Origin of the sequence: Hymenobacter profundi (genome assembly GCF_019334315.1) — a bacterium.
In the GTDB taxonomy this organism is placed as follows: domain Bacteria; phylum Bacteroidota; class Bacteroidia; order Cytophagales; family Hymenobacteraceae; genus Hymenobacter; species Hymenobacter profundi.
In genome coordinates, this window is record NZ_JAHWGL010000017.1 from 23185 (window position 1) to 44259 (window position 21075).

18 protein-coding genes and 1 tRNA gene are annotated in these 21075 nt (G+C 54.6%); 8 read left to right on the forward strand and 11 right to left on the reverse strand.

The genetic code is table 11. The features are described 5' to 3' along the window. Positions 1–29 precede the first annotated feature (29 nt). Positions 30–785 carry a glycosyltransferase gene (locus KYK14_RS06580; RefSeq protein ID WP_219157954.1) on the forward strand — a complete coding sequence of 252 codons (756 nt, stop codon included), beginning with the start codon at positions 30–32 and terminating at the stop codon, positions 783–785. Positions 786–807: 22 nt separating this feature from the next. Then, positions 808–1509: a lipid-A-disaccharide synthase N-terminal domain-containing protein gene (locus KYK14_RS06585; protein WP_219157956.1), complete on the forward strand. Its 702-nt coding sequence runs from the start codon at positions 808–810 to the stop codon at positions 1507–1509. A 63-nt stretch (positions 1510–1572) separates the two neighbouring features. Here KYK14_RS06585 and KYK14_RS06590 read toward each other — a convergent pair whose 3' ends face one another. Continuing rightward, positions 1573–2187 carry a carboxypeptidase-like regulatory domain-containing protein gene (locus tag KYK14_RS06590; RefSeq protein WP_219157957.1) on the reverse strand — a complete coding sequence of 205 codons (615 nt, stop codon included), beginning with the start codon at positions 2185–2187 and terminating at the stop codon, positions 1573–1575. A 246-nt stretch (positions 2188–2433) separates the two neighbouring features. Continuing rightward, the gene (locus KYK14_RS06595) at positions 2434–3405 is read right to left on the reverse strand and encodes a GDP-mannose 4,6-dehydratase (protein WP_219157959.1); all 972 of its coding nucleotides are present in this window, start codon (positions 3403–3405) and stop codon (positions 2434–2436) included. Between the two features lie 133 nt (positions 3406–3538). Here KYK14_RS06595 and KYK14_RS06600 point away from each other — a divergent pair, with 133 nt between their 5' ends. Together KYK14_RS06600 and KYK14_RS06605 are read left to right on the forward strand one after the other, a co-directional pair. Then, on the forward strand, positions 3539–4456 hold the full coding sequence (locus KYK14_RS06600; protein ID WP_219157961.1) for a glycerophosphodiester phosphodiesterase: 918 nt from the start codon (positions 3539–3541) through the stop codon (positions 4454–4456). Positions 4457–4545: 89 nt separating this feature from the next. Next, positions 4546–6225: an ArnT family glycosyltransferase gene (locus KYK14_RS06605; RefSeq protein ID WP_219157963.1), complete on the forward strand. Its 1680-nt coding sequence runs from the start codon at positions 4546–4548 to the stop codon at positions 6223–6225. Positions 6226–6295: 70 nt separating this feature from the next. On the opposite strand, the gene KYK14_RS06610 is transcribed toward KYK14_RS06605, so the two are convergent. The 5 genes from KYK14_RS06610 to KYK14_RS06630 all read right to left on the reverse strand — a co-directional run bounded on the left by KYK14_RS06610 (position 6296) and on the right by KYK14_RS06630 (position 13342). Further along, the gene (locus KYK14_RS06610; protein WP_185283672.1) at positions 6296–7291 is read right to left on the reverse strand and encodes a hypothetical protein; all 996 of its coding nucleotides are present in this window, start codon (positions 7289–7291) and stop codon (positions 6296–6298) included. A gap of 902 nt (positions 7292–8193) precedes the next feature. Beyond that, positions 8194–9330, reverse strand: a complete 1137-nt coding sequence (locus KYK14_RS06615; protein WP_219157965.1) for a tetratricopeptide repeat protein — start codon at positions 9328–9330, stop codon at positions 8194–8196. A 104-nt stretch (positions 9331–9434) separates the two neighbouring features. Next, positions 9435–12017 (reverse strand): DNA gyrase subunit A, encoded by a 2583-nt coding sequence (gyrA, locus tag KYK14_RS06620; RefSeq protein WP_219157966.1) that lies wholly within the window; start codon positions 12015–12017, stop codon positions 9435–9437. Between the two features lie 127 nt (positions 12018–12144). After that, a complete protein-coding gene (locus KYK14_RS06625) occupies positions 12145–12387 on the reverse strand; it encodes a hypothetical protein (protein ID WP_208306377.1) in 243 nt (80 codons plus the stop codon). A 283-nt stretch (positions 12388–12670) separates the two neighbouring features. Further along, on the reverse strand, positions 12671–13342 hold the full coding sequence (locus tag KYK14_RS06630) for an HD domain-containing protein (RefSeq protein ID WP_219157968.1): 672 nt from the start codon (positions 13340–13342) through the stop codon (positions 12671–12673). Positions 13343–13699: 357 nt separating this feature from the next. Here KYK14_RS06630 and KYK14_RS06635 point away from each other — a divergent pair, with 357 nt between their 5' ends. The 3 genes from KYK14_RS06635 (at position 13700) to KYK14_RS06645 (ending at position 15713) form a co-directional block, all read left to right on the forward strand. Further along, on the forward strand, positions 13700–14032 hold the full coding sequence (locus KYK14_RS06635; RefSeq protein ID WP_185283678.1) for a DUF7674 family protein: 333 nt from the start codon (positions 13700–13702) through the stop codon (positions 14030–14032). A 312-nt stretch (positions 14033–14344) separates the two neighbouring features. Further along, positions 14345–14611, forward strand: coding sequence for a hypothetical protein (locus tag KYK14_RS06640; protein WP_185283679.1), 267 nt, complete (start codon positions 14345–14347; stop codon positions 14609–14611). A gap of 283 nt (positions 14612–14894) precedes the next feature. Continuing rightward, positions 14895–15713: an alpha/beta fold hydrolase gene (locus KYK14_RS06645; RefSeq protein ID WP_185284254.1), complete on the forward strand. Its 819-nt coding sequence runs from the start codon at positions 14895–14897 to the stop codon at positions 15711–15713. A 108-nt stretch (positions 15714–15821) separates the two neighbouring features. Here KYK14_RS06645 and KYK14_RS06650 read toward each other — a convergent pair whose 3' ends face one another. From KYK14_RS06650 to KYK14_RS06665, 4 genes are all read right to left on the reverse strand, one after another. After that, complete coding sequence (locus KYK14_RS06650; protein WP_219157970.1) at positions 15822–16670, reverse strand: alpha/beta fold hydrolase; 849 nt, start codon at positions 16668–16670, stop codon at positions 15822–15824. A 343-nt stretch (positions 16671–17013) separates the two neighbouring features. Further along, positions 17014–17086: transfer RNA gene (locus tag KYK14_RS06655), tRNA-Thr, on the reverse strand. Between the two features lie 167 nt (positions 17087–17253). Beyond that, positions 17254–19605 carry a DUF349 domain-containing protein gene (locus tag KYK14_RS06660; RefSeq protein ID WP_219157972.1) on the reverse strand — a complete coding sequence of 784 codons (2352 nt, stop codon included), beginning with the start codon at positions 19603–19605 and terminating at the stop codon, positions 17254–17256. Between the two features lie 61 nt (positions 19606–19666). Next, positions 19667–20233, reverse strand: a complete 567-nt coding sequence (locus KYK14_RS06665) for a YqgE/AlgH family protein (protein WP_219157974.1) — start codon at positions 20231–20233, stop codon at positions 19667–19669. 174 nt (positions 20234–20407) lie between these two features. Here KYK14_RS06665 and pdxH point away from each other — a divergent pair, with 174 nt between their 5' ends. After that, positions 20408–21058 (forward strand): pyridoxamine 5'-phosphate oxidase, encoded by a 651-nt coding sequence (pdxH, locus tag KYK14_RS06670; RefSeq protein WP_219157976.1) that lies wholly within the window; start codon positions 20408–20410, stop codon positions 21056–21058. The last annotated feature ends 17 nt before the right edge of the window (positions 21059–21075 follow it).

Genomic DNA, 21075 nt, shown 5'->3' on the forward strand with positions numbered 1-21075 from the left:
ACCTTGCGTTTCTAATGCTATTTTAGCCAATGCCCGCCGATTCCAACGCCGCCTACCTGGCCACCCAAACCCTGACGGTGCTCGTGCCCGTTTACGATGAAGAAGAAAGCCTGCCGCAGTTTGTGGTAGAGATGAATAAGTTTCTGGAACAAACGCCGGTACAGACCACGGTGCTGTTCGTGAACGACGGCTCGCGCGACGGTTCGCTGGCTATTCTGCGCGACATCTGCGCGAAAGACAACTGCTACGAATTTATCAGCCTCAGCCAGAACCGCGGCCTGAGCACGGCCATCAAAGCCGGCGTGGACCACTGCCGCACCACGCTGGTGGGCTACATAGATTCCGACATTCAGACCACGCCGCTGGATTTTCTGGAGTTTTTCCGGTTTTTTCCGGAGTTCGATATGGTGAATGGCATCCGGGCCAAACGCCAGGATACGCTCACCAAGAAAATGTCCTCCAAGATTGCCAACACCGTGCGCCGCACGCTCATCAACGACGGCATTCAGGACACGGGCTGCCCGCTCAAGATCATGAAGATCGACTACGCCCGGCGTCTACCCCTGTTCCACGGCATGCACCGCTTCCTGGGGGCGTTGGTGCAGCTGCAAGGTGGTAAGGTGAAGCAAATTCCCGTGCGCCACTTCCCGCGCTTTGCCGGCACGGCCAAATATAACCTCTGGAACCGCGCCTGGAAGCCCCTGGTGGATACGTTCGGCTTTCGCTGGATTCGCTCGCGCTGGAAAAACTACGAGATTGGCGAGCAGCAGCGCGGCACCGTCTAACTAACGCGGCATTGAGGTGAGTATGAGTACAACCCTGCTGGCGACGCTCGAACGGTGGTTTTCGGTGCAGAACGTGGCCCTAGTGATTGGCCTGGTATCGCAGCTACTGTTTTCGAGCCGAATTGTCTTACAGTGGATTCAGAGCGAGCGGGCCCGGCGGGTGCTGGTGCCCGCGCTGTTCTGGCAGATCAGCCTGATATCGTCGTTTCTGATGATTATCTACGGCATCCTGCGCCACGACCCAGTGATTCTGGGTGCCCAGCTCATTAGCTACGTCATCTACATCCGCAACTTGCAACTGCTGGGACAGTGGCAGAAGCTGAACAGCTGGTTTCGGGTGGCGGCCTACGTGTTTCCGCTGGCCACGCTGGTGCGCTTTATCGTCGGCGAGGCGCACTTCAGCCTGCAAGCCATGCTCAGCAGCCGTATTCCGCGCGGGGTGCTGGTGCTGGGTGCGGTGGGCCAAACCATCTTCCTCCTACGTTTTGTGTACCAATGGCTGTACTCCGAGCGCAAGGGCGAGTCGGTGCTACCCTTGGGCTTTTGGGTGGTGAGCTTGCTGGGCTCCGTGCTGATTCTGGTATACGCCGTGCTGCGCTGGGACGTGGTACTGCTGCTGGGGAATCTGTCGGGCACGGTGGTGTACGCCCGCAACATCGTGCTGCTGCGCCGGGAAATCAAGGCGTTGAAAATTGTGGAAGTGAAAGTGCCGGTCGAAGAGTGAGTGGAAGTAGGTGGGGTACTACCGTTCAATCCGTGCTTCGTTTTCAGGAATTCTGACGACGAATTAGTAGCGAATCTCGATGCGCGCGGTGTCCGCTCCCGCCACGGTATAGGGGATGCGCGTTTCGGCATTCGAGACGGTTGGGCTCCCGTTTAGGCTCCACACTACTACGTTTTTACTACCAGACGGCACGGGCCGGTAGAAGATGGTGTCCAGTGGCGGACGAATAGTCACCGAGGTAAGAAAGCCACCTACCGTAATATTCAGTGCATCAGCGCGCGGTGGTACATCGCGTAAGTGCACCTGCATCCAGGCGATAGACGTCAGAGGGACGCGCACATCCTTGTTTTTGCGGCCGGCTTTGATTTTGGGCGCCGACAGGTACTGCGTGCTCCCTCGGGGGGCGTCGGCGCGTAGCACGTAGTCGGTCTCGCCATTGGCTTCGAAGGCAAACGAGAAGCGGCCTTGCGCGTCGGTGGGGTGCCAGTCGCCCACTTGCGAGAAGGCGGAGGAGGAGCTGCTGTGCTTGTTGGCCAGTACGGCCACGTCAGCCAACCCGATGGGCTGCCCGGTCACGTCGTCCACGACGACGCCCTCGACGGTGGTTTGTCCACCTTGCTCAAATAAGGAGCAACCCGCCAAGGCCAGCCCGATGCTCAGAAGGCCAGCGGATTTCAATAAACAAGAGCTTAACATATTGAAAAGGAATATAATAAAAAATGGATCGAGGCTGTAGCTTCCTAACCAGCGTCAACGAGCCAGAATAAGACAATAGGTAGCGCAATAGAAAATGAAATATACTTAGTTACAACCATATAAAATTAGGTGCAGAGAATAATGATGCCTACAAATACTTGCGGTAGCATTTGACGCTGGAAAGACTGATGCCGCTCGACTCCACCGCTTCGGGTACGGACAACCCCTTTACTCCACCTGTGCCTGCTGCCAGGCCACGAACTGCCGTAGGCCATCGGCCAAACTGGTTTTGGGCTGGTAGCCAAGCAGGTGTTGGGCCTTGGTGATATCGGCGTAGGTCACGTCCACGTCACCGGCCTGCATGGGATGGAACTCCAGGCGAGGCGTTACGCCCACAGCGTCCCCCACGGCCTCAATTAGCTCCAGTAGCGGCACCGGGCGGTTGTTGCCTAGGTTAATGGTTTCGTACACGCCGGCGTGGGCTAGCAGGTAGGCCACGCCCCGGGCTATGCCATCTACAGTGTCCAATACGAAAGTATAGTCGCGGGCCGTGCTGCCGTTGCCGAACACTGGAATGGCCTGACCGGCGTGCAGCAGGCGTACAAACTTATGAATGGCTAAATCGGGCCGCTGGCGGGGGCCATACACCGTAAAAAAGCGGGCGTTCAGTACGTCCAGCTCATACAAGTGATGGTAGGTGTAGGTAAGTTGCTCGCCGGCCAGTTTAGAGGCAGCGTAGGGCGATATGACCGCGCTGAGCAGGTTCATGTCCTCCCGAAAGGGACGTTCCGGTGTGTTGCCGTACACCGAGGAAGAAGAGGCGAAGAATAGTTTATGGATTTCTCGTCCGCGCATCCACTCCAGCAAGTGAGTGGTTGCCATCACGTTGTTGTCGAGGTAGGCGATAGGCTCGCGTACGGAAGGACCCACGCCGGCCTTGGCGGCCAGGTGTACCACTATGTCGATGGGGTCGGCGGGAAAAGCATCTGCCAGGGCCTCGCTTCCGCGGCGCAGTTCCACTTCGTGAAAGCTGAACTGGGGATGGGGGAGTAAGGCGGTCAGGTTGGCCTGCTTCAGCGACCGATCGTAAAACGGATCGAAGTTGTCGAGGCCCAGCACCCGGTATCCGTCGGCCAGCAGCCGCTCGCAGAGGTGGGAGCCAATAAAGCCGGCGCACCCGGTAACGAGAACAGAAGGCATACGATTGGGAAACGCAAACGGAGAAATTTCCCCGGGGGCGGGGAGGGGGGCAAAGGTAGCGCGATTTATGAAATAGGACCGCTGGCGGCATACTCATCCGGTTTTTTCGTTTTTTGCGAAATACCTTTAGCACGTGTTAAGCAGAAAAAAGAAATTAAGTTGGGGTCTGGGGCTGCTAGTAGTCCTCAGCCTGGTAGTCGCCTGGCAGTGGCTGTCAGCAGGAGAGAAAGTACCGCCGGTGGAGCGTCAGGTGTTGGTTGTTGGCCACGCCGGGTCGGGATTTTTTACGCCTATTAATCCTTTCAACCCGCTACCTCCCAGTAGTCTGCGCGGCATTGCGCACGCGTTGGATCAGGGCGTTGATGGGGTAGAAATTGACGTGCAGCTCAGTCAGGACAGTATACCGATCCTCTACCACGACCCGCGGTTCGACTCCATGACCGACGGGCACGGGTGCGTGAGTGAGCTGCCCGCGGCGGCCATTACGGGCCTACACTACCACGGGGGCTGGCCCTACGACTGGTTTCAGCAAGAGCAGCCCGCTACCTTCGAAACCTTGCTGAGCCAGTTGCAACGCCGGGCCCGACGTACGGGGCGCTACCCCTTGCTGCACCTGGATTTGCACGAGCACGATGACTGTGCGCCGGAGGGCCAGGCATACCGCCGCTCGCCGGCTTTGGCGCGGGCCTTAGGACGCGTGCTGCGCCGTTTCCGTGTACCTGCTGACCGCCTCCTGATTCTCACCGACCATCCCCAAACGCTACCCCTGTTACGCGCCGCCGTGCCCGGGGCGCCGCTGGCCGTAGAAATTGCCAAGGACGATGAGTTTGCGAAAGGCGTGCAGGCTGCCCGGGAGCAGGAGGTGGAAGCCATTGTGGTGCATAAGGACGTGATTACGCCGGCCCGCTCGGCTGCCGCCCGGGCCGCAGGCTTGGAGGTGGTGGTCTTCGGCGGGCGGTCCTCGGCTTCCATCCGCCGGATCTTGGCGTGCCGTCCGGATGCGATAGAAGTAGATAATGTTCCCCAACTCCTGACGTTGTTAGGCCGCTAGGCAATTATTGCCGCACCCTGTTGCATAGTTCCTTTATGTTGTTCTGCCAGCCTGCATTGCGCGTGGGTCGGCACTCTCACTACTTCAGTATGTTGCCTACCTCTATTCTGCGTGCTGGCTGGTTCCGTACACTAACGGTGCTGGTCGTTTGCTTCTTCAGCTTTTTTCCCTACCTGGGTACGCCCAACGTGAGTCTGATGGAAGCCCGCAACTTTGTAGCTGCCCGCGAAATGGTAAACGGTGGCTCCTGGCTAATTCCTACCATGAATCTGGAACTGCGGCTGGCAAAGCCCCCACTGCCTACCTGGGCCGTGGCAACGGCCATGAAGCTTGCCGGTACAACCTCCAATCTGTTTGTGCTGCGCCTGCCAGCGGCCCTGATGGCTACGCTGTTGATACTCTTTTTCTGGGGGCTGGCCCGCGAGCTAACCCGGCGTCTACCCACCGAGACCGACGAGCCTGGGCGCACTGCTTGGTTGGGGGCCTTGGTGCTGGCTAGCAGTCTGCTTATCATTACCAGTGGGCGGGAAGGGCAGTGGGACATCTTCTCGAATAGCTTTATGGTAGGCACGCTCTGGCTGCTTACGCGGGGGTGGAACAGTGCCGGGCGGGGGTATGGGTGGTTTGCTGCGGCTGGGGTTACCCTGGGTGCCAGTATGCTCAGCAAGGGACCCGTAGCTCCCTACGCAATGTTGTTGCCCTACGTAGCATGTTACCTGTCGCGCCTGAACCCGTGGCGGGCTACCGTGCGGGCACATTGGCAGGGAACTGCGCTAGCGGCTGTGCTGGGGCTGGGTATTGGGTTGTCATGGCCGTTGTATGTATACAGTCATGTGCCGGCGGCCGTGCTGGCCGTGGCGCAAGTCGAAACCACCTCCTGGGGCGAGCGGCACGTACAGCCCCCGTGGTACTACCTCAACTTTCCGGTGTTTTCGGGTATCTGGACCCTCGTGGCCTTGGTAGCGCTGTATGTGCCCTATGCCCGACATCGGGCTGGTGCCTACGTGCCGTATCTGCTGTTGCTGGGGTGGCTGGTGACCAGCCTGGTGCTGCTGAGCCTAGTACCTGAGAAAAAAGAACGCTACATGCTACCCCTGTTGCCGCCCATAGCATTATTGATAGCAGGAATGCTGCGCTATCTGGAAACTGCTTTTCAAAGGCCTACAACCGTATTGCCTACCGAGCGCCGGTTGGTGCGGGCGTGGACCGTGGTATTGGTGGTCGTGTGCGCACTAGCTCCGCTCGCCATGATGGTGGTACGCCTACCCGGCTTCGGTCCGAATACCCTACGTTTTGTGGCAGTAGTGGTCGTATTAGGTAGCGTTGCTCTTGTCGCTATCCGGCAGGGGTGGCAGCACCTGCGCCCGACAGCGCTCATGGCTACCTCCCTCACGGCCATGGCGGCACTGTTGGCCTTATTGCTGCCGGCGTATCCGCGATGGGAGGGGCGGCGGGATGAGCAGGGTCTACGCCATTTAGTTGACGTGCGGCGGCAGCCTACCCTTCGAAAGCTACCCTGGTATAGTATGGGGGAGGTGCCAGTCAAGCAAATATGGATGATTGGTGAGCCCATGCCCGATATCTCCGACGATACGTTGCATACCCTGTCCCGTCTGCCGGTAGTGGTTCTCTCCGACGAACCGTACGACGACGAAGATCTGCCCCAGGCCTGGCAGGCGTCCGTCGATGCGATGCCTTCCGATAGTTTCTACTTGGGTCGGGACCGGGGCGCCGGTATCTGGTATTACACAGTACTGCGCCGAAAATAAACCCAACGCGACTAGGTAGCACACTCCGCTACCTAGTCGCGTTGGGTAATGGGTTTACAATGTAGTTGAGCTAAGCAGAAAGTTGCTTGCGTATCTTCTCCAAAAGGATAGATACGATTGCTAGATCCTGCGCATCCTGAATAAGCAGTTGAGTTTCAATTCCCGGCCCGCTAATATGGATGGAGTAGCTCGTGCTGCTACTACTAACGGCCGGGGCCGGTGGAGGGGTAGTCGCCTTTGTAGCGGTGGGGGTGGCCACGGGTGGTGGCGTTACAGGAATAGGGGAAACACGCTGCGCAATCGGTGGGTTTTCTAAGGTCTCAGTTGCTGGAGTATCATCTTGCTCTGATTCGTCATGATCTAAATCATCGGTGTCTAAGCCAAAGAGGGCCGAGACAGCATCGCCGCCTCGTAAGGGGGGAGCCGGTGGCACAAAAGCAGGAGTGGGGGATATACCATTGGTATAAGTGGTAGGAGTAGAGGTAGACTCGGCCTCCGGTAGACTTGCAGTGTTGGTAGTAGGAGTAGCAAATAGATTAGTGGGCATCTCCGTGCTGGCTAGCTGCCGACGTGGAGTCTGTTGATTTGCTAATTGATCTACGTCGGCGATTACATTGCGCTCATCCAGGATGTCTACCATACGTGCTCCCTCCACAAAGGCTTTGGCCACGTTCTGCGCGTTGATCTCCTCTACGCCGAACTCCCGAATCAGCATAACGTCGAACATATGCACCGGTAATTCCCTGTTACGGAATTTGCGACATATCTGCATGAACAACGGTGGATGCAGAAATGCTTCCCTATGATAGATCTTCTCCTCGTATTTATCATAAGCATGCTTAATACGGCGGTATAGATTGGTTGTGGTGAGAATCTCCCGCTTACTAGTAAGCAAACCAAACTTTACGGCAGAGCCAATAATGGCTTTATAAGAACCACTGACTTTACGATCCAGCTTCTTTGCACTTGTTTCAATAGCGCACTTGCCACCAGTATCATCTACAACTTCAGCTACTTCCCAAGCACTAGCATAGGTAGTGCGAGGATAGTCTATGGTCTTTGGCATAAAAGGGGAAGATTATGGAGGTCGGTTTTCTGTAGCAAGTATATACAATAAAAGCATATAAAAGTAGTATAAAGCATAAAATAGCTATACCAAATTATATTATTTTATACTTTTTATTACTTTATAGTACATGTATTGGCATTATTAATACTCTTATTTAATCTACTACCTATTGTCATTGTCTCTCTTTTAATTACTATCTATATAACCCCGGGGCCGGGGGCTAGGGCAGGGAGCTGTTCTTATAAAGCTACTTTACCTTGTTCCAATCACTCAACAATCGTGAGACGATAGTATGAAGGCTAGATTAAAGCTTCGTCTAGAACGAAGGAAAAGCGTCTTTAAACCATCTTAAGAAATATCGCTTAACACAGAAGAGTAACACGTAATAGGAGAGAGGTTCAAATTCATTTTCCAATTGCGCTACCTACGCTTTTTTAATCGCGTAGCTTATCTGCTCCTTATCTAATAATCAACTTATAAAATCGAGTCCACGAATAAACCTTTTGCTCTTAAAGCGAATAACAAAACAAATACTGCTCTTTTATAAGGTTATGGGAACTGTAGACGGCGTGCCGAATACTGCAAATACCAACTAGAGTTTTACAGTTATTCTCGATTATACTTAATGCTTACGCTGCCTCAACCGTACTTCACGGTTACCCGCATCAGTGGCACGTCAAACAGTGTGAACTTCACAAACTCTTAAGGCAGCCGGCCTATCAGATCTACAAGGGCGTTGATCTCTAACCGCTTTACTCGTCTCCCAAAAAAAGCAACTATCTATTTGTCTTATAATTTATATTATGTTAAGTAGAGTTTTCAAAAAACTACCCGAAGCGTATAAATGGCTTCGGGTAGCATCCCCTATCCTTTTGGATAAGGAGATTATTCCTCATACTCTATTTGCCTTCCAGCTTGGCGTTCAAACGGTCAGCATCTGCGTTGCGTCCCAACCGAACGTATACTTTTTGCAAGGGTACAATTACAGCCTTCTCTTCTGGCTGTAGTTCTAGCGCTTTCTCAAAGTATGGCAACGACTGCTGGAAGTACTTCTTGCCGTTTGCTTCTAAAGCCTTACCTGACTTCTGGTACGCTGCCAAATCCATTTTGCTGGCTTTGGTATACAACTCGGCTGCTTTGTTGTAGTAGTACACTCCCAAGTTGTACTGCGCATCGAAGTTGTTTGCGTCTAGTTCAATGGCCTTCTTATAAGCCGCTTCCGCCTGCTCAGGCTGCTTTAGCTTGTCGTATACCGAGCCAAGCACACTTTGTAGGTTGGAATTTTTTGGATCCAGTTCAATAGCGTGCTGTAGTTTGCTGATGGCTTCTTTATCCTTGCCAGCGGTAATCAACTGGTTCAGATCTTCCAGCACAAAGGTTTTGTTGTTCGGATACGCCTGCAAGCCGCTTTGTAGAAGCTTGTTGTACTCATTGGTATTGTTTTCTTGCCGGGCAATCTGCATCAACTGGCTGTACATGGTAGGCGATTTGTAGTTCATCGCCATCAGCTTGCCATAATTTTCCTTAGCGCCAGCCGTGTTCTCGTTGGCCAACGATGCATAAGCGGCATACAGATACGCCGTCGTATCCTGGGGGTTCATCTGCTGCGCCATCTTATACGACTTGATCGCCTCGTCGTAATTTTTGGCATTGTAGCTTTCTACACCAGCATTCAACGCCAAGCCATACAGACCCTGCATCTTCGCAGCCGCTTGTTTGCCATACTCACCGTCTTTGCCATCTAGCTCAATAGCTTTCTGGTACGACTCGTAAGCTATGTTCATACCCTCTCCAGCCTTTAGCGCTTTGCCGTAGATCGGGTTGCTGGTCATGGCGTCGTAAATCTCGCCGCGGGTGAACCAGGTTTTGGCTTTGTCTTTGGTTTTATCGTGGGCAATAGCCTTGTCTATTTCGGTGCGGGCCTTATCCAGCGTGCCTTGCTTTTGGTAGAGCAACGCGTTATTGACAGCCGAATTTTGAGCCGACGCAGTAGTTAGCGCAGCCGCAGCCACGAGGGTTAACACAAGTTTCTTCATGGTGTTCTTTGCGAAGAATAGGTAGAGAATGGGTGAATTCAGAATGTAAACTAACGCAAAACGGCAGAACCCATTGCCAGGTTCCGCCGTTTTAGCTCAGCTTTTTAGTTTGCGCTAAGCGCATCCGGATCGGTTAGCGAGGTTAGATCCGTTGTCGTAGAGTCCTCCGTTAGGCCCTCCCCGCCCCCATTATCCGGGGTGCCATTCGGCTCGGGTAGGCCGTCAGCGGCCTCCTCATCTTTATCCTCGGCGGCCACTTTGGCTACAGACGAAATCTCGTCACGCTCGTTGATTTTCAACAGACGCACCCCCTGCGTAGCCCGACCAATGGTCCGCAAGTCGGCCATCCGCAGGCGGATAGTAATCCCCGATTTGTTGATAATCATCAGATCATCGGTATCCGTCACGGCCTTGATGGCTACCAGCGCCCCGGTTTTGTCGGTAATCTTCATGGCGCGTACACCTTTACCGCCACGGTTGGTCGTGCGGTATTCCTCCAGCTCCGAGCGTTTTCCGTAACCATTTTCGGAAACCACTAGCAGTTCCTGGGTCTGATCGGAGAGGCAAACCATGCCTACCACCTTGTCATTACCATCCTCAGCTAGCGAGATGCCGCGCACCCCAGCCGCGTTCCGGCCCATCGAGCGCACTTTCTCCTCGTCGAAACGCACGGCCCGGCCAGCGCTGGAGGCCAGAATCACCTGGCTGTTGCCGGTGGTGAGCTGCACATCCAGCAGTCGGTCGCCCTCATTGATGCTAATGGCGTTGATACCGGCGGTGCGAGGACGCGAGTAGGCTTCTAACGGCGTTTTCTTCACGGTGCCCTGCTCGGTGCAGAACATCAGGAAGGTATTTTCCAGGTAGTCGGGGTCGCGTAGGCCGCGCACGTTCAGCACAGAGCGCACGTTATCTTCACGCGGAATCTCAATTAGGTTTTGAATCGGACGGCCTTTGGCACCCTTCCCTCCTTCTGGTACTTCGTACACTTTTAGCCAGAACACGCGGCCGGCTTCGGTGAAGAACAGCAGGTATTCGTGAGTAGTCGCCACAAACAGGTGCTCCGTAAAGTCGTCCTGCTTGGTGGCAGCGCCGCGGGCGCCTACCCCTCCCCGCCCCTGCGAGCGGTATTCGTCCAGGGCAGTACGCTTGATGTAGCCTTCGCGGGAGATGGTAATTACCATGCTCTCATCGGCAATCATATCCTCCATCGAGAAGTCGCCGCCAGCGTATTCGATTTCCGTGCGGCGCTTGTCGCCGTACCGCTCCCGAATATCGGTCAGCTCATCTTTAATGATTTGCCGCTGCAAGGCAGGTGAAGCCAATACCGATTTCAGGTAGTCGATCTGCTGCATCAGCTCCTCATACTCCTGCACAATCTTGTCACGCTCCAGCCCCGTCAGGCGCTGCAAGCGCATATCCAGAATGGCACGAGCCTGCACCTCACTCAGCTTGAAACGTTCGATGAGTTGGCCACGGGCTACCTCACCGTCACGGGAGCTACGAATCAGGGCAATCACCTCGTCGAGGTGGTCTAAGGCAATCAGCAGGCCTTCCAGGATATGGGCACGCTTCTCGGCCTCCGCCAACTCATAGCGGGTGCGACGCACCACCACTTCCTCGCGGTGCTCGATGAAGTACACAATCAGATCCTTCAGGTTCAGCGTCATGGGCCGGCCTTTCACCAGCGCCACGTTGTTGACCCCAAACGAGCTTTGCAGTTGGGTGTACTTATAGAGCTGATTCAGTACCACGTTGGGCATAGCATCGCGCTTCACTTCGTACACCACCCGCATCCCCTCGCGGTTCGACTCGTCGCGAATGGCCGAAATGCCCTCGATTTTCTTGTCGTCAACCAGCGCCGCAGTTTTCTCCAGCATAGCGGCCTTATTCACCATGTAGGGAATCTCGGTCACCACAATCTGCTCGCGCCCCGAGGGTAGCGTTTCGATGTGCGCCTTGGCACGCATCACTACCCTACCCCGGCCAGTTTCGAAGGCCTGCTTGACGCCCTCGTAGCCGTAGATGATACCACCCGTTGGAAAGTCCGGGGCGATGATGTGCTCCATCAGCTCAGCAATGGTCACGTCCTCGTTGTCGAGGTAGGCTACAATGCCGTTCACTACCTCCGTGAGGTTGTGAGGAGCCATGTTAGTAGCCATACCCACGGCAATGCCCGAGGTGCCGTTCACCAACAGGTTCGGAAACTTGGCCGGCATCACCGACGGCTCCTCCAGGGAGTCGTCGAAGTTGGGCTGAAAGTCTACCGTGTCCTTGTCCAGGTCGCCCAGCAGCTCGTCGGAGAGGCGCTTGAGGCGGGCCTCGGTGTAACGCATAGCCGCTGCCGAGTCGCCGTCCACGGAACCGAAGTTCCCCTGGCCGTCTACCAGCGGGTAACGCAGGCTCCAATCCTGGGCCATGCGCACCATGGTATCGTACACGGAGGAGTCGCCGTGCGGGTGGTACTTACCCAGCACCTCGCCCACAATACGGGCGGATTTCTTGTAGGATTTGTTGTAGGAAACGCCCAGCTCCGACATGCCGTAGAGCACGCGGCGGTGCACGGGCTTCAGGCCGTCGCGCACGTCGGGCAGGGCCCGGGAGATGATAACCGACATCGAGTAATCGATGTAGGCACCACGCATCTCGTCTTCAATGTTAATCGGAATGATCTTTTCGCCTTCCGCCATAAGAGAACAAAGTCGGCCAGCGCAGGCCCTTACAGGGTCGCGCCGGCACCGGTGAATGTGTACTGCGTTAAGCTGGCAAGATACGAAAAAAAGGCCATTTTTTTCGGCTTGGCGGGCTTTCGGCAGCCTACTTCAACGGCTTGCTCTTATCGGCTTTGCGCTTGCCTGTCGTCTGCCGGTGCCACTTGATTTTCTCACCGATGGCAGGGTTCTGTTTCTTCCACAACGGCTGCCCGCGATACTTGGCGCCATCGTGCATGTGCACCTTGCGGGTGTGACAGGAAGCAATTGGGCAAGTACGGCAGCCAGCGGCCAGTAGCACCACAAGTAGAGGTAGGTAGAAGCGCGAGAAAAGATAGCGGAGCGTCATGCGGCAAAGGTAGGCAGGTTGTGCGGGGCGTGCGCAAAAGCCGGGCCGGGTCTTACTTTATATAGCGGCGATACAGAGGGTACTACTATCCTGCCACTTTTCAATTAGCATATCAATGAGCAACTTGGCTCGCGTCATAAACTTGGTATGGAGACCGTGAGCGGGTTGCCCCCTATTTTGCCCACTGGCCTTCTATACAGCAAGATATCCTGGCTGGCACTGTACTGTAACCTTTAAGAATTTGCCAGAGTGCATACGTCGTACGCGCTAAAGCCTAGCAAACCTACCCCACATCCTCCCCTTCCCACTCCCGTAGGAACTGCGTCAGGAACTCTTCCATAAACCGCTGCCTACCCTCAGCCACGCGCTTCGCGGCGGGTGTGTTCAACCGCTCCCGCAGGTGCAGCAGCTTCTCGTAGAAGTGGTTGATGGTAGGACTGTCATTTTTCTTGTAGCTCTCGAAGGACTCGTGCTGCACGGGCGGCACGGCAGGGTCGTGGAGTAGGCGACCTTTGTGTCCGCCGTAGGCAAAAGCCCGCGCCACGCCAATGGCCCCAATCGCGTCGAGGCGGTCGGCATCCTGCACCAAGGCTCCTTCCAGAGTGCTCATGGGGGTAGGCACACCCAACCCCTTGAAGCTGATTTCGCGGATGATGGTTTCTACAGGTTGGATAACCTCCTCGCCTACCCCCTGGTCAAGCAGCCACGTGCGGGCAGCACGGGGACCGGCCTCTTCATCGCCCCCATGAAATTTCCAGTCTGCTATGTCGTGTAGCAAGGCGCCTAGTTCGGCAATAGTGGTATCGGCACCGGGTGTTTGGCGGGCCAGTGCCTGCGTGGTGCGCCACACGCGCTCAATGTGTGCCCAATCGTGGCCCGACCCCTCATGCAGAAATTTTTCTCGAACAAATGCGGTAGTATGGGAAATCAGAGTAGGTGCGGATGGTATGGACATAGCGTACGAGTGGTACTGGATGATACAGGCGGCAAAAGTACAGGACTCCTTAATAGAGTGCGTATCAAAACGACAATCAAAGGGTATTTCAATTCATAGTATAGAGTATCGTGCAATAAACCATTGTGAAAATACAAAATATTTATTTTCACATATATTATCTCCATAATATCCCATTATACCGCTATTTATTCTCAAATATGGAAATATTCACCTCATAGCTTTGACCCATTATCTCATAACTAGTTGATAGATAGAGACTGGAAGACACAGCAGGTAGGTGGCACAACAGTTGGCTTAGTACAGCACACTAGCAGTGACTTTGTTGTGTATCGGGTTACTTTACCAGGAATAGCTATGATTTCTCCCACCCATGTTAAAGAGTTTTTAGTTAGTCATTTTCCGGAATTAGCGCCCGAATTGAACGTACCGGAAAACCAGCATTCACTTCCTCGTCAACTCCGAATCTTTGCTGTTTTCACCCAGCAGGCAGCAGAAGAAGGCAGCTTAACAACGTTGAAGGAATGCCTCGTAGTAGCGGATCTGCTGCGGGCGGAAGACGAGCAACTGGCTCATGCCATTCAGAACACATACCTGCGCGGACTGCATTTCAAGCAAAATGCGTATTCAGCTCAACTGGCGCGACTGCTGATGCCCACTCAACTCTACGCCGTTTTCGCCCGCAATTAAGCTCATTACCAACTTTGCCAATTGCTATTCGTTAGCTGCAGGAACTCCTACGTCTTCAGCGATGAAACCAAGCGAAATAGAACCACGCCAGAATCGGGTTTTGTATATTCTGATGAGTGCTGTAGCACTCGCAGCTTTAGTATATGCTATTTGGCACCATTTACAGTAGATAATACACTATAATTACCTTGATATAGTTATATAAATAACCATTTGCCATATATTGTATTTCAAATTTATGTTCTACGCCTGATTGAGCAGCAGATCGGCATACCATTTGACCATCGGAGTATTCTACTAACTGTTTACTCTATGGCTCACTCCTACTTTACTACCCTACCACCAGATTTACCGGTGGCTGAAATTACTGCCCGCCGCCGCCGCCAACGCCACGCCGAGTGGGGCGTTGCCGTTGCCCGTATGGGTGGTGCCCCCCTTGATGATACCATTATTGCCGGCTTACAAGCCTACATCAATGGCGTACTTTCTATCGAAGAGCTGGCCCGGATAGAATCTGAGCAGCAGCCTTCTCCTGCCTACCTGGCTACACTCACCCGCCACCGCCTGAGTGGGAGCTGAATGGATAGACAAGCTACCGGCATCGCATTTACCAGGGGGTCAACTTCATCGTGAAGTTGGCCCCCTGGCGTTTTTATGGATACTACAACCCGTCGTGCATCCTCACACTCTAGTATAGACCCACGACGGGAAAACATGTACTTTGTTGGGAAGAGCTTGTCTTATGCAAATAGTATTAGCAGCTTTAGTTCGATTCTCTTACAGATATGAATCTGCTTACTTCGCATCGTACGGTACGCTCAGATGAGTTTACACAATGCGCGCACACAAATATTTACCTCCTATGAATATTTTTTGTCGCCACCACGTCTGTTCTTATGGTGCTGGACCACGCCCGATTGTGTTTTCGCACGGGTTCGGAACTGATCAGCAGGTATGGCATTATGTAGCGCCTGCTTTCGCTGCACACTACCAGGTCGTACTGTTTGACCTAATGGGGGCTGGCGACTCCAATAAAGCAGCCTATGATTTCACTCGGTATCAGACCCTAGACGGCTACGTATCTGATCTACTGGAACTGATCCGTGCTTTGCAGATCCCTAAAGTGGTCTATGTAGGGCATTCCGTTAGTGGCATTATTGGGGTACTCGCGGCCATTCGGGAACCCGCTTTGTTTGAGCGACTGATCTTACTGGCTGCTTCCCCTTGTTATCTTAATGACGGCGAGTACGCAGGCGGCTACGACCCAGCGGACATGGAAGAGCTTCTCGGGTTTCTGGACCGAGATTATCACGCTTGGAGCAGTAATGTGGTCCCAAACCTGGTAGGCGGCGATTTACGCCCGGATTTGGTGGACGAAGTATTGCAAAGTTTTTCCCGCGTAGACCCAGCTATTGCCCGGCAGTTTGCCCGCGCCACGTTTCTGTCTGATTACCGAAATATATTATCTCAGTTGCAAGTACCGGCGCTCATTCTTCAGTGCGCAGAGGATATTATAGCTCCCCCCAGTGTGGGCCACTACCTGCACCAGCATCTGCAAGGCAGCACCTTACAGATTCTGGACACCACGGGGCATTATCCTCATTTGAATGCACCTGTTGCTACTATTGCTCACATGGAACATTATTTAGCCTCTCTTCCTACCGCTTTCGCTTCTGCATAAAAAACGCGGCTTTTTCTATACCCTGAGGTAAGCCCAAATGATGTGCCCGTGCAGACCTCACCATTTAACTGGCCAGTAACACTACAGAACTGTCTCTTTCCAGCAGTGCTACCCCAGAAAAGCTTCTATGGCAGCAAGTGTCTCTAGTGGAGCGCTTAAATGGGGGCAGTGTCCCGTTGCCTGCATAATCACGAGGGTGCCTTGGGGTAAGTGCCGTGATAAATAAGCGCCTACCTCCTCGGGAGCAGCTACATCTTGCTGACACTGCAAAATGAGCGTAGGCATACGCACATTGGGCACAACAGGACGAACATCCGTATAGAACGTTAAGCGCGCGAGGTTTTTCGTGATAAGATGGTCGGCCTGACAAAAGAAACCATTCAGTTGTTCGCCCAGCGTAGCGGGGTTTTGCGACCCGATTAGCAACGAAGCCAATAACGAAGCCCAACCATCATAATCCTGTTCCATTAGCGATAGGAGTTGGTCTACGTCTACCCGCTCGAACCCTCCGTAATAGCCTGGCTCATTGAGGTAACAAGGAGATGGCGCCAGCAATACCACCGACGACACTAAAGTAGGCGCGTACGCAGCTGTTACCAGCGCAATGCTAGCCCCCACTGAGTGCCCAACGAGAATGATGCGCTGTAGTTGCAGTGCTTGGCAAATAGCTATAATATCTTCTACGTATCCTTGCAGAGTGCTATGACGCTGCGCGTCATATGCATCTGGCTGTGCATTTCCAGTACCCGGATAATCAAATAATACTAACTGGTAGCGGGTTCTGAGGCGAGGCGTGAGATACTGCCAGATTTCCTGGCTGCAACCCAAACCATTGCAGAACAACAGAGTTTCCTCTCCTTCTCCCTGTACGTGCACATTATAACGCCGTAGTAATTGCTCAGTAGCAGTGGAGGTAAGCCCCCTGTCATTCTCTGGGTTATTGGCGGGTATCGTCATAATCGAAAAAAGAACTTATCGTCATTTCACTACTCTTAACATATCCCAAAAGTACAATTAGATAAGTAAGTATCATGAAGAACCTCATTTTTTTGGGTGTAATTCCTATCGTTGGTTCGTGAAAACCCTGATGCACAATCCTACTCTATTCCAATAGTATTCCCACTCTGAAACTATTCACCTCCTGCCCACCTATCAAAAACAAGTAGAAGTACTATCGGCAGGTATACAAGCAGATCTATACTAGAAGAAGTACTCTATATGATGGCCTGTTTAGCTACCATCGAGCAGAATAAAAAAACGCCTTGCAAATCAAGATTTGCAAGGCGTTTTAGGAACCGTGAGCCCCCAGCCGGGATCGAACCAGCGACCTACTGATTACAAGTCAGTTGCTCTACCAGCTGAGCTATGGAGGCGTGTTGGTGGTGCAAAAGTAGCCATGCGGAACTATTTTGCAAATAGTAGACGAATAATTTTACACTGCATACCTGTATCCTTCTCCATATCAACACCTTAAATTTTACAATAAAAATGGCCTGCTAGTATAGCAGGCCATTTTTATTGTCTTTCTGTCAGCGGGAGACTAGCTGCGCACTACCTTCAGTTGCTTTTTCAACTGCTCGATGCGAACTTTTGCCTCATCGATACGGCCTTGGTACTCCCCGCGCAACTGATCGGCATTCTTTGAGCGGGCAAAGAAGTCGAGGTTGGTTTGCAGGGTAGCAATATCGTTTTCCAACTCGTTGATTTCGCGGCGAAGCGTCTGCTCTTGCTTGTGTAGGGCCTGTTGCGAGTCGGGGCTAGCCTTCAGGCGCTCTACCTGCAATTGGAATAATAAGTTGGCACGCTCCGAATAGCTCACCCCGGGTACGGCATCCAGGTATTGCCCCATCAGCGACTGAAATTTCTCCTCGGCGCGGTCGGCACCACGGCCACCGCTGGCTCCGGCCTGCGTGCGCCATTCAGCAGCTTGCTGGCGGAAGCCTTCGAGCGTACCCGGTGCTTCGGGAGTGAGCAGTGCAATGCTTTCCTCCAACTGATCGAGGTAGGCCGACTGCTCCTGCGACACTTGCTGCTGCTGTTGCTGACGCTGGCGGCTTTCCTCGTGCTTGCGCTCGAAGAATGCGTCGCAGGCAGTGCGGAAGCGGTTCCAGATTTTGTCCGACTGTTTCTCGGGCACACGACCCACCGTCTTCCACTCCTTTTGAAGTCGGATTACGATTTCCCTACCCTCTTCCCAGTTAGGATTAGCCAGAGCGGCTTCGGCCTGCTCGCACATTTCCTGCTTGCGCTTCAGGTTGGCGTTCTTCTCCTCGTCCATAGCCTTGAAGAACTGATTCTTGCGCTGGAAGAAGCCCTTATAGCCCGCCCAAAATTGCTTGTTGATGGTCTCCGCCTGCTGTCGGGGTACCAGCCCAGTGGCGTCCCATTCTTCCTTGAGCTTTTGCAGCTCATCGGTTTTGGCGCGCCATTCATTTACTCGCTCCGTCTGGAAATCGGCCAGCGGTTGCAGGCGCTCCAGCAGGGCTTGCTTACGGGTCAGGTTTTCTCTTTCCTGCGTGCCGCGGGCGTCCAGAAGTTCCTGCTTACGGGCGTGTACTTGCTCTGAGGCCGTTAGGAAACGAGCCCATAGTGGCTCGCGCTGCTCATTGGGCACGGGCCCAATGTTTTTCCACTCCTCGTGCAGCAGCCGTAGCTCTTGTAGGGCTTTGTTGACGTTGGACTGTGCGCTTAGGCCTTCGGCCCGCACAATCAGGGCTTCTTTGGCCTCTTGGTTGCGGCGACGGTCCAGCTCCTTCATCTCGAAGAAAAGGCCGCGGTTGTTGTAGTAAATATCAAGCAGCGCGTGGTAGTTGTTCCACAGTTCCTGCGAGTCTTGCTGGGGCACCGGGCCAATAGCCTTCCAATCGTTTTGCAACGCCTTCAGACGAGCCGAGCTGTCTTTGGTTTCAGCCGATTCTACCAACTGCCGTAGCTGGGCCAGTAGGTGTTGCTTGTGCGTGAGGTTACGGGCGCGCTCCTCATCTTCGGCCTTGGCATCACGGGCGCGGCTTTCGCGGAAATCTTGCACGGCTTTGCCCACTTCTGCATATCCCTCGGGGCCCAGGTAGGCGAAGGCGTCGGCGGGGTTGCCTTCGTCCACGAAGCGCTGTTGGGCAGCGGTGCGGTCGGCAGCCACGGCAGTTTCGTACTGGCGGTTGAAGTCGAAAATGCGCTTGCGGTTCTTGCGGGCGCCCTTGTCACGCAACAGGCCTAGCAAATAGGTACCTTGTTCGGGTAGGCTCAGGGAACTAAAATCGGGACCAGCGGCAGAAGAATCCTCGGATTCACTTGTTTCATCCGTAGTAGTATCAGCTTCCTCGGCTACAACGGATTCGCCACTCATGGGCGTTTCGGCGGAGGTAGAGAGCATCGCCACGCCTTCGGGAGCCTGCTCGATGGCCTCAGCCGAAGACAGCGACACGTGCGGCACGTGCTCTTCTATCTCCTTGATATCGGCAATGCCGTGCGGGGTAGTGGGTTCTTCGGTGGCAACAGACGCAGCGGGCGTGGATATGGTGTCTGCCAGCGCTTCGTTATTCTGAGCACCTTCGTGCGCCTGGGCCCGCTGCTGCGAAGCCGAAATATCAGAAGCAGGCGGTGTGGTTTCCGGCTCTACATCGGCCGGCGACTCGGCGCTGCCAGGTGCGGGGGCCGGGGTGGCGTCGGGCTCTGGTTCGGCGGTGCCGGCACCAGGCGGCGTACCCTCGGGCAGCGCAGGCGTACCTTGGGCGGGTCGCTCCTGAATCTGCTCGGTTTCCGAGTCGGCATCAGGTGTGGTGGTGGGCTGCTTCTGGGCGCTGATTTCGGCCAGGCGGCGCTCCAGAATGCTCTGCGGGGTTTCTGCGGCATTCTCGGGGCTCTGAGGGGCGGTGTTGGGGTTCTCGGGTTGCATACGATTCAAACAAAAAGTCGGCGGCTTGGGTGGGCGCCGGCGCGGCACATGACCAACTGATTTAGTTCAGGCGAGGATCGACGGGGTAATTGGACAGCATCCGGTAGCGGCCCCCTTTCTCCCGCAAAATAGCTTGCCAGAAGGCATCATTATTCAAAGTAAATACTTTCCCGGCAGCATTAGGGTGCACGATCCAAACATTTTCCCGCACCTCCTCGCGCAACTGCCCTGCTGTCCAGCCCGAATAGCCGGCGTAGAGCCGAATATCTGTGGGCGGCAGCACGCCGGTTTCCACCAGCCCAAGCAGTTGGCGGAAGTCGCCGCCCCAGTATACGCCGTCCCCCAAGGGTAGGGCATCGGGCAGGTCGGGCTGGCGGTGCAGGTAGTGCAGAGTATCGGGCTCTACGGGGCCACCCAGGTAGAGCGGCAGGGTAGCCACCACCGAGTCGTCGGGGCCGGGTAGCTCTAGCACATCACCCAGGCGCAAGTTCGATAAGCGGTTGATGGTGAGTCCGAAAGAGCCTTCTTCCTCATCGTGACGGCAGAGCAAAACTACGGAACGATCAAAGTTTGGGTCACCTAGAAAAGGCTGGGAAATCAGGAGGCTGCTGGTGCGTAGCTGAGGCATAGGACAATGAGTGAAAAGGGTAGCCGATAGGATAGTTAGGGAAATAGAAGGTCAATAAAGTACTTTTACTGGAAGTAAGACCGGAGGTTCGGCTGCTTCGCTCCGCCGCCTAGTGGCTGCCGGAAGTGGAGTAGTCCTTTTTCTTCGTTACGCATTCCTTTTTATTTCGCTGCCATGACCGACCAGGAACTTGCCGACCTGCGCCAGAGCTACTCCCAACGCACCCTTTCTGAAGCCGACGTACAACCCACGCCCGTTCCTCAATTTCGGGCCTGGCTGGACGAGGCCCTGGCCGCCCACCTCGACGAGCCCACGGCCATGACGGTATCAACCGTCGGCCCAGACGGTCAGCCCTCGGCCCGCGTGGTGTTACTGAAAGGCCTACCCGACGACGCCACTTTTTTATTCTACACCAACTACGACTCACGCAAGGGCCAGGAGTTAGCCGCGCAGCCGCGGGCAGCGCTTACATTTTTCTGGCCAGGCCTGGAACGCCAGGTGCGCGTGGAAGGCTGCATTGAAAAAGCGCCGGAAACTATGTCAACGGAGTATTTCCAGAGCCGGCCGCGCGGCAGCCAGGTAGGCGCCTGGGCCTCGCCCCAAAGCCAGCCCATTGCCAACCGGGAGACGCTGGAGGCCCGGGAGCACGAGGTAGAGGCGCAGTTTGCTGGGCAAGATCCCCTACCCCGCCCCCCGCACTGGGGAGGCTATCTGCTCCGTCCTACGCGGGTGGAATTCTGGCAGGGCCGCCCCTCCCGCCTCCACGACCGGATTGTGTATGAGCAGGCCGGCGACACCTGGCGTTTGAGCCGTTTGGCACCGTAAGAATCGTCTGGCAGCTT

Excerpts from the sequence above, each read along its gene's own strand:
- KYK14_RS06580 (WP_219157954.1), top strand. The coding sequence starts at position 30 with ATGCCCGCCGATTCCAACGCCGCCTACCTGGCCACCCAAACCCTGACG.
- KYK14_RS06585 (WP_219157956.1), top strand. The coding sequence starts at position 808 with ATGAGTACAACCCTGCTGGCGACGCTCGAACGGTGGTTTTCGGTGCAG.
- KYK14_RS06595 (WP_219157959.1), bottom strand. The coding sequence starts at position 3,405 with ATGCCTTCTGTTCTCGTTACCGGGTGCGCCGGCTTTATTGGCTCCCAC.
- KYK14_RS06605 (WP_219157963.1), top strand. The coding sequence starts at position 4,546 with ATGTTGCCTACCTCTATTCTGCGTGCTGGCTGGTTCCGTACACTAACG.
- KYK14_RS06610 (WP_185283672.1), bottom strand. The coding sequence starts at position 7,291 with ATGCCAAAGACCATAGACTATCCTCGCACTACCTATGCTAGTGCTTGG.
- KYK14_RS06615 (WP_219157965.1), bottom strand. The coding sequence starts at position 9,330 with ATGAAGAAACTTGTGTTAACCCTCGTGGCTGCGGCTGCGCTAACTACT.
- gyrA (WP_219157966.1), bottom strand. The coding sequence starts at position 12,017 with ATGGCGGAAGGCGAAAAGATCATTCCGATTAACATTGAAGACGAGATG.
- KYK14_RS06625 (WP_208306377.1), bottom strand. The coding sequence starts at position 12,387 with ATGACGCTCCGCTATCTTTTCTCGCGCTTCTACCTACCTCTACTTGTG.
- KYK14_RS06630 (WP_219157968.1), bottom strand. The coding sequence starts at position 13,342 with ATGTCCATACCATCCGCACCTACTCTGATTTCCCATACTACCGCATTT.
- KYK14_RS06635 (WP_185283678.1), top strand. The coding sequence starts at position 13,700 with ATGATTTCTCCCACCCATGTTAAAGAGTTTTTAGTTAGTCATTTTCCG.
- KYK14_RS06640 (WP_185283679.1), top strand. The coding sequence starts at position 14,345 with ATGGCTCACTCCTACTTTACTACCCTACCACCAGATTTACCGGTGGCT.
- KYK14_RS06645 (WP_185284254.1), top strand. The coding sequence starts at position 14,895 with ATGAATATTTTTTGTCGCCACCACGTCTGTTCTTATGGTGCTGGACCA.
- KYK14_RS06650 (WP_219157970.1), bottom strand. The coding sequence starts at position 16,670 with ATGACGATACCCGCCAATAACCCAGAGAATGACAGGGGGCTTACCTCC.
- KYK14_RS06660 (WP_219157972.1), bottom strand. The coding sequence starts at position 19,605 with ATGCAACCCGAGAACCCCAACACCGCCCCTCAGAGCCCCGAGAATGCC.
- KYK14_RS06665 (WP_219157974.1), bottom strand. The coding sequence starts at position 20,233 with ATGCCTCAGCTACGCACCAGCAGCCTCCTGATTTCCCAGCCTTTTCTA.
- pdxH (WP_219157976.1), top strand. The coding sequence starts at position 20,408 with ATGACCGACCAGGAACTTGCCGACCTGCGCCAGAGCTACTCCCAACGC.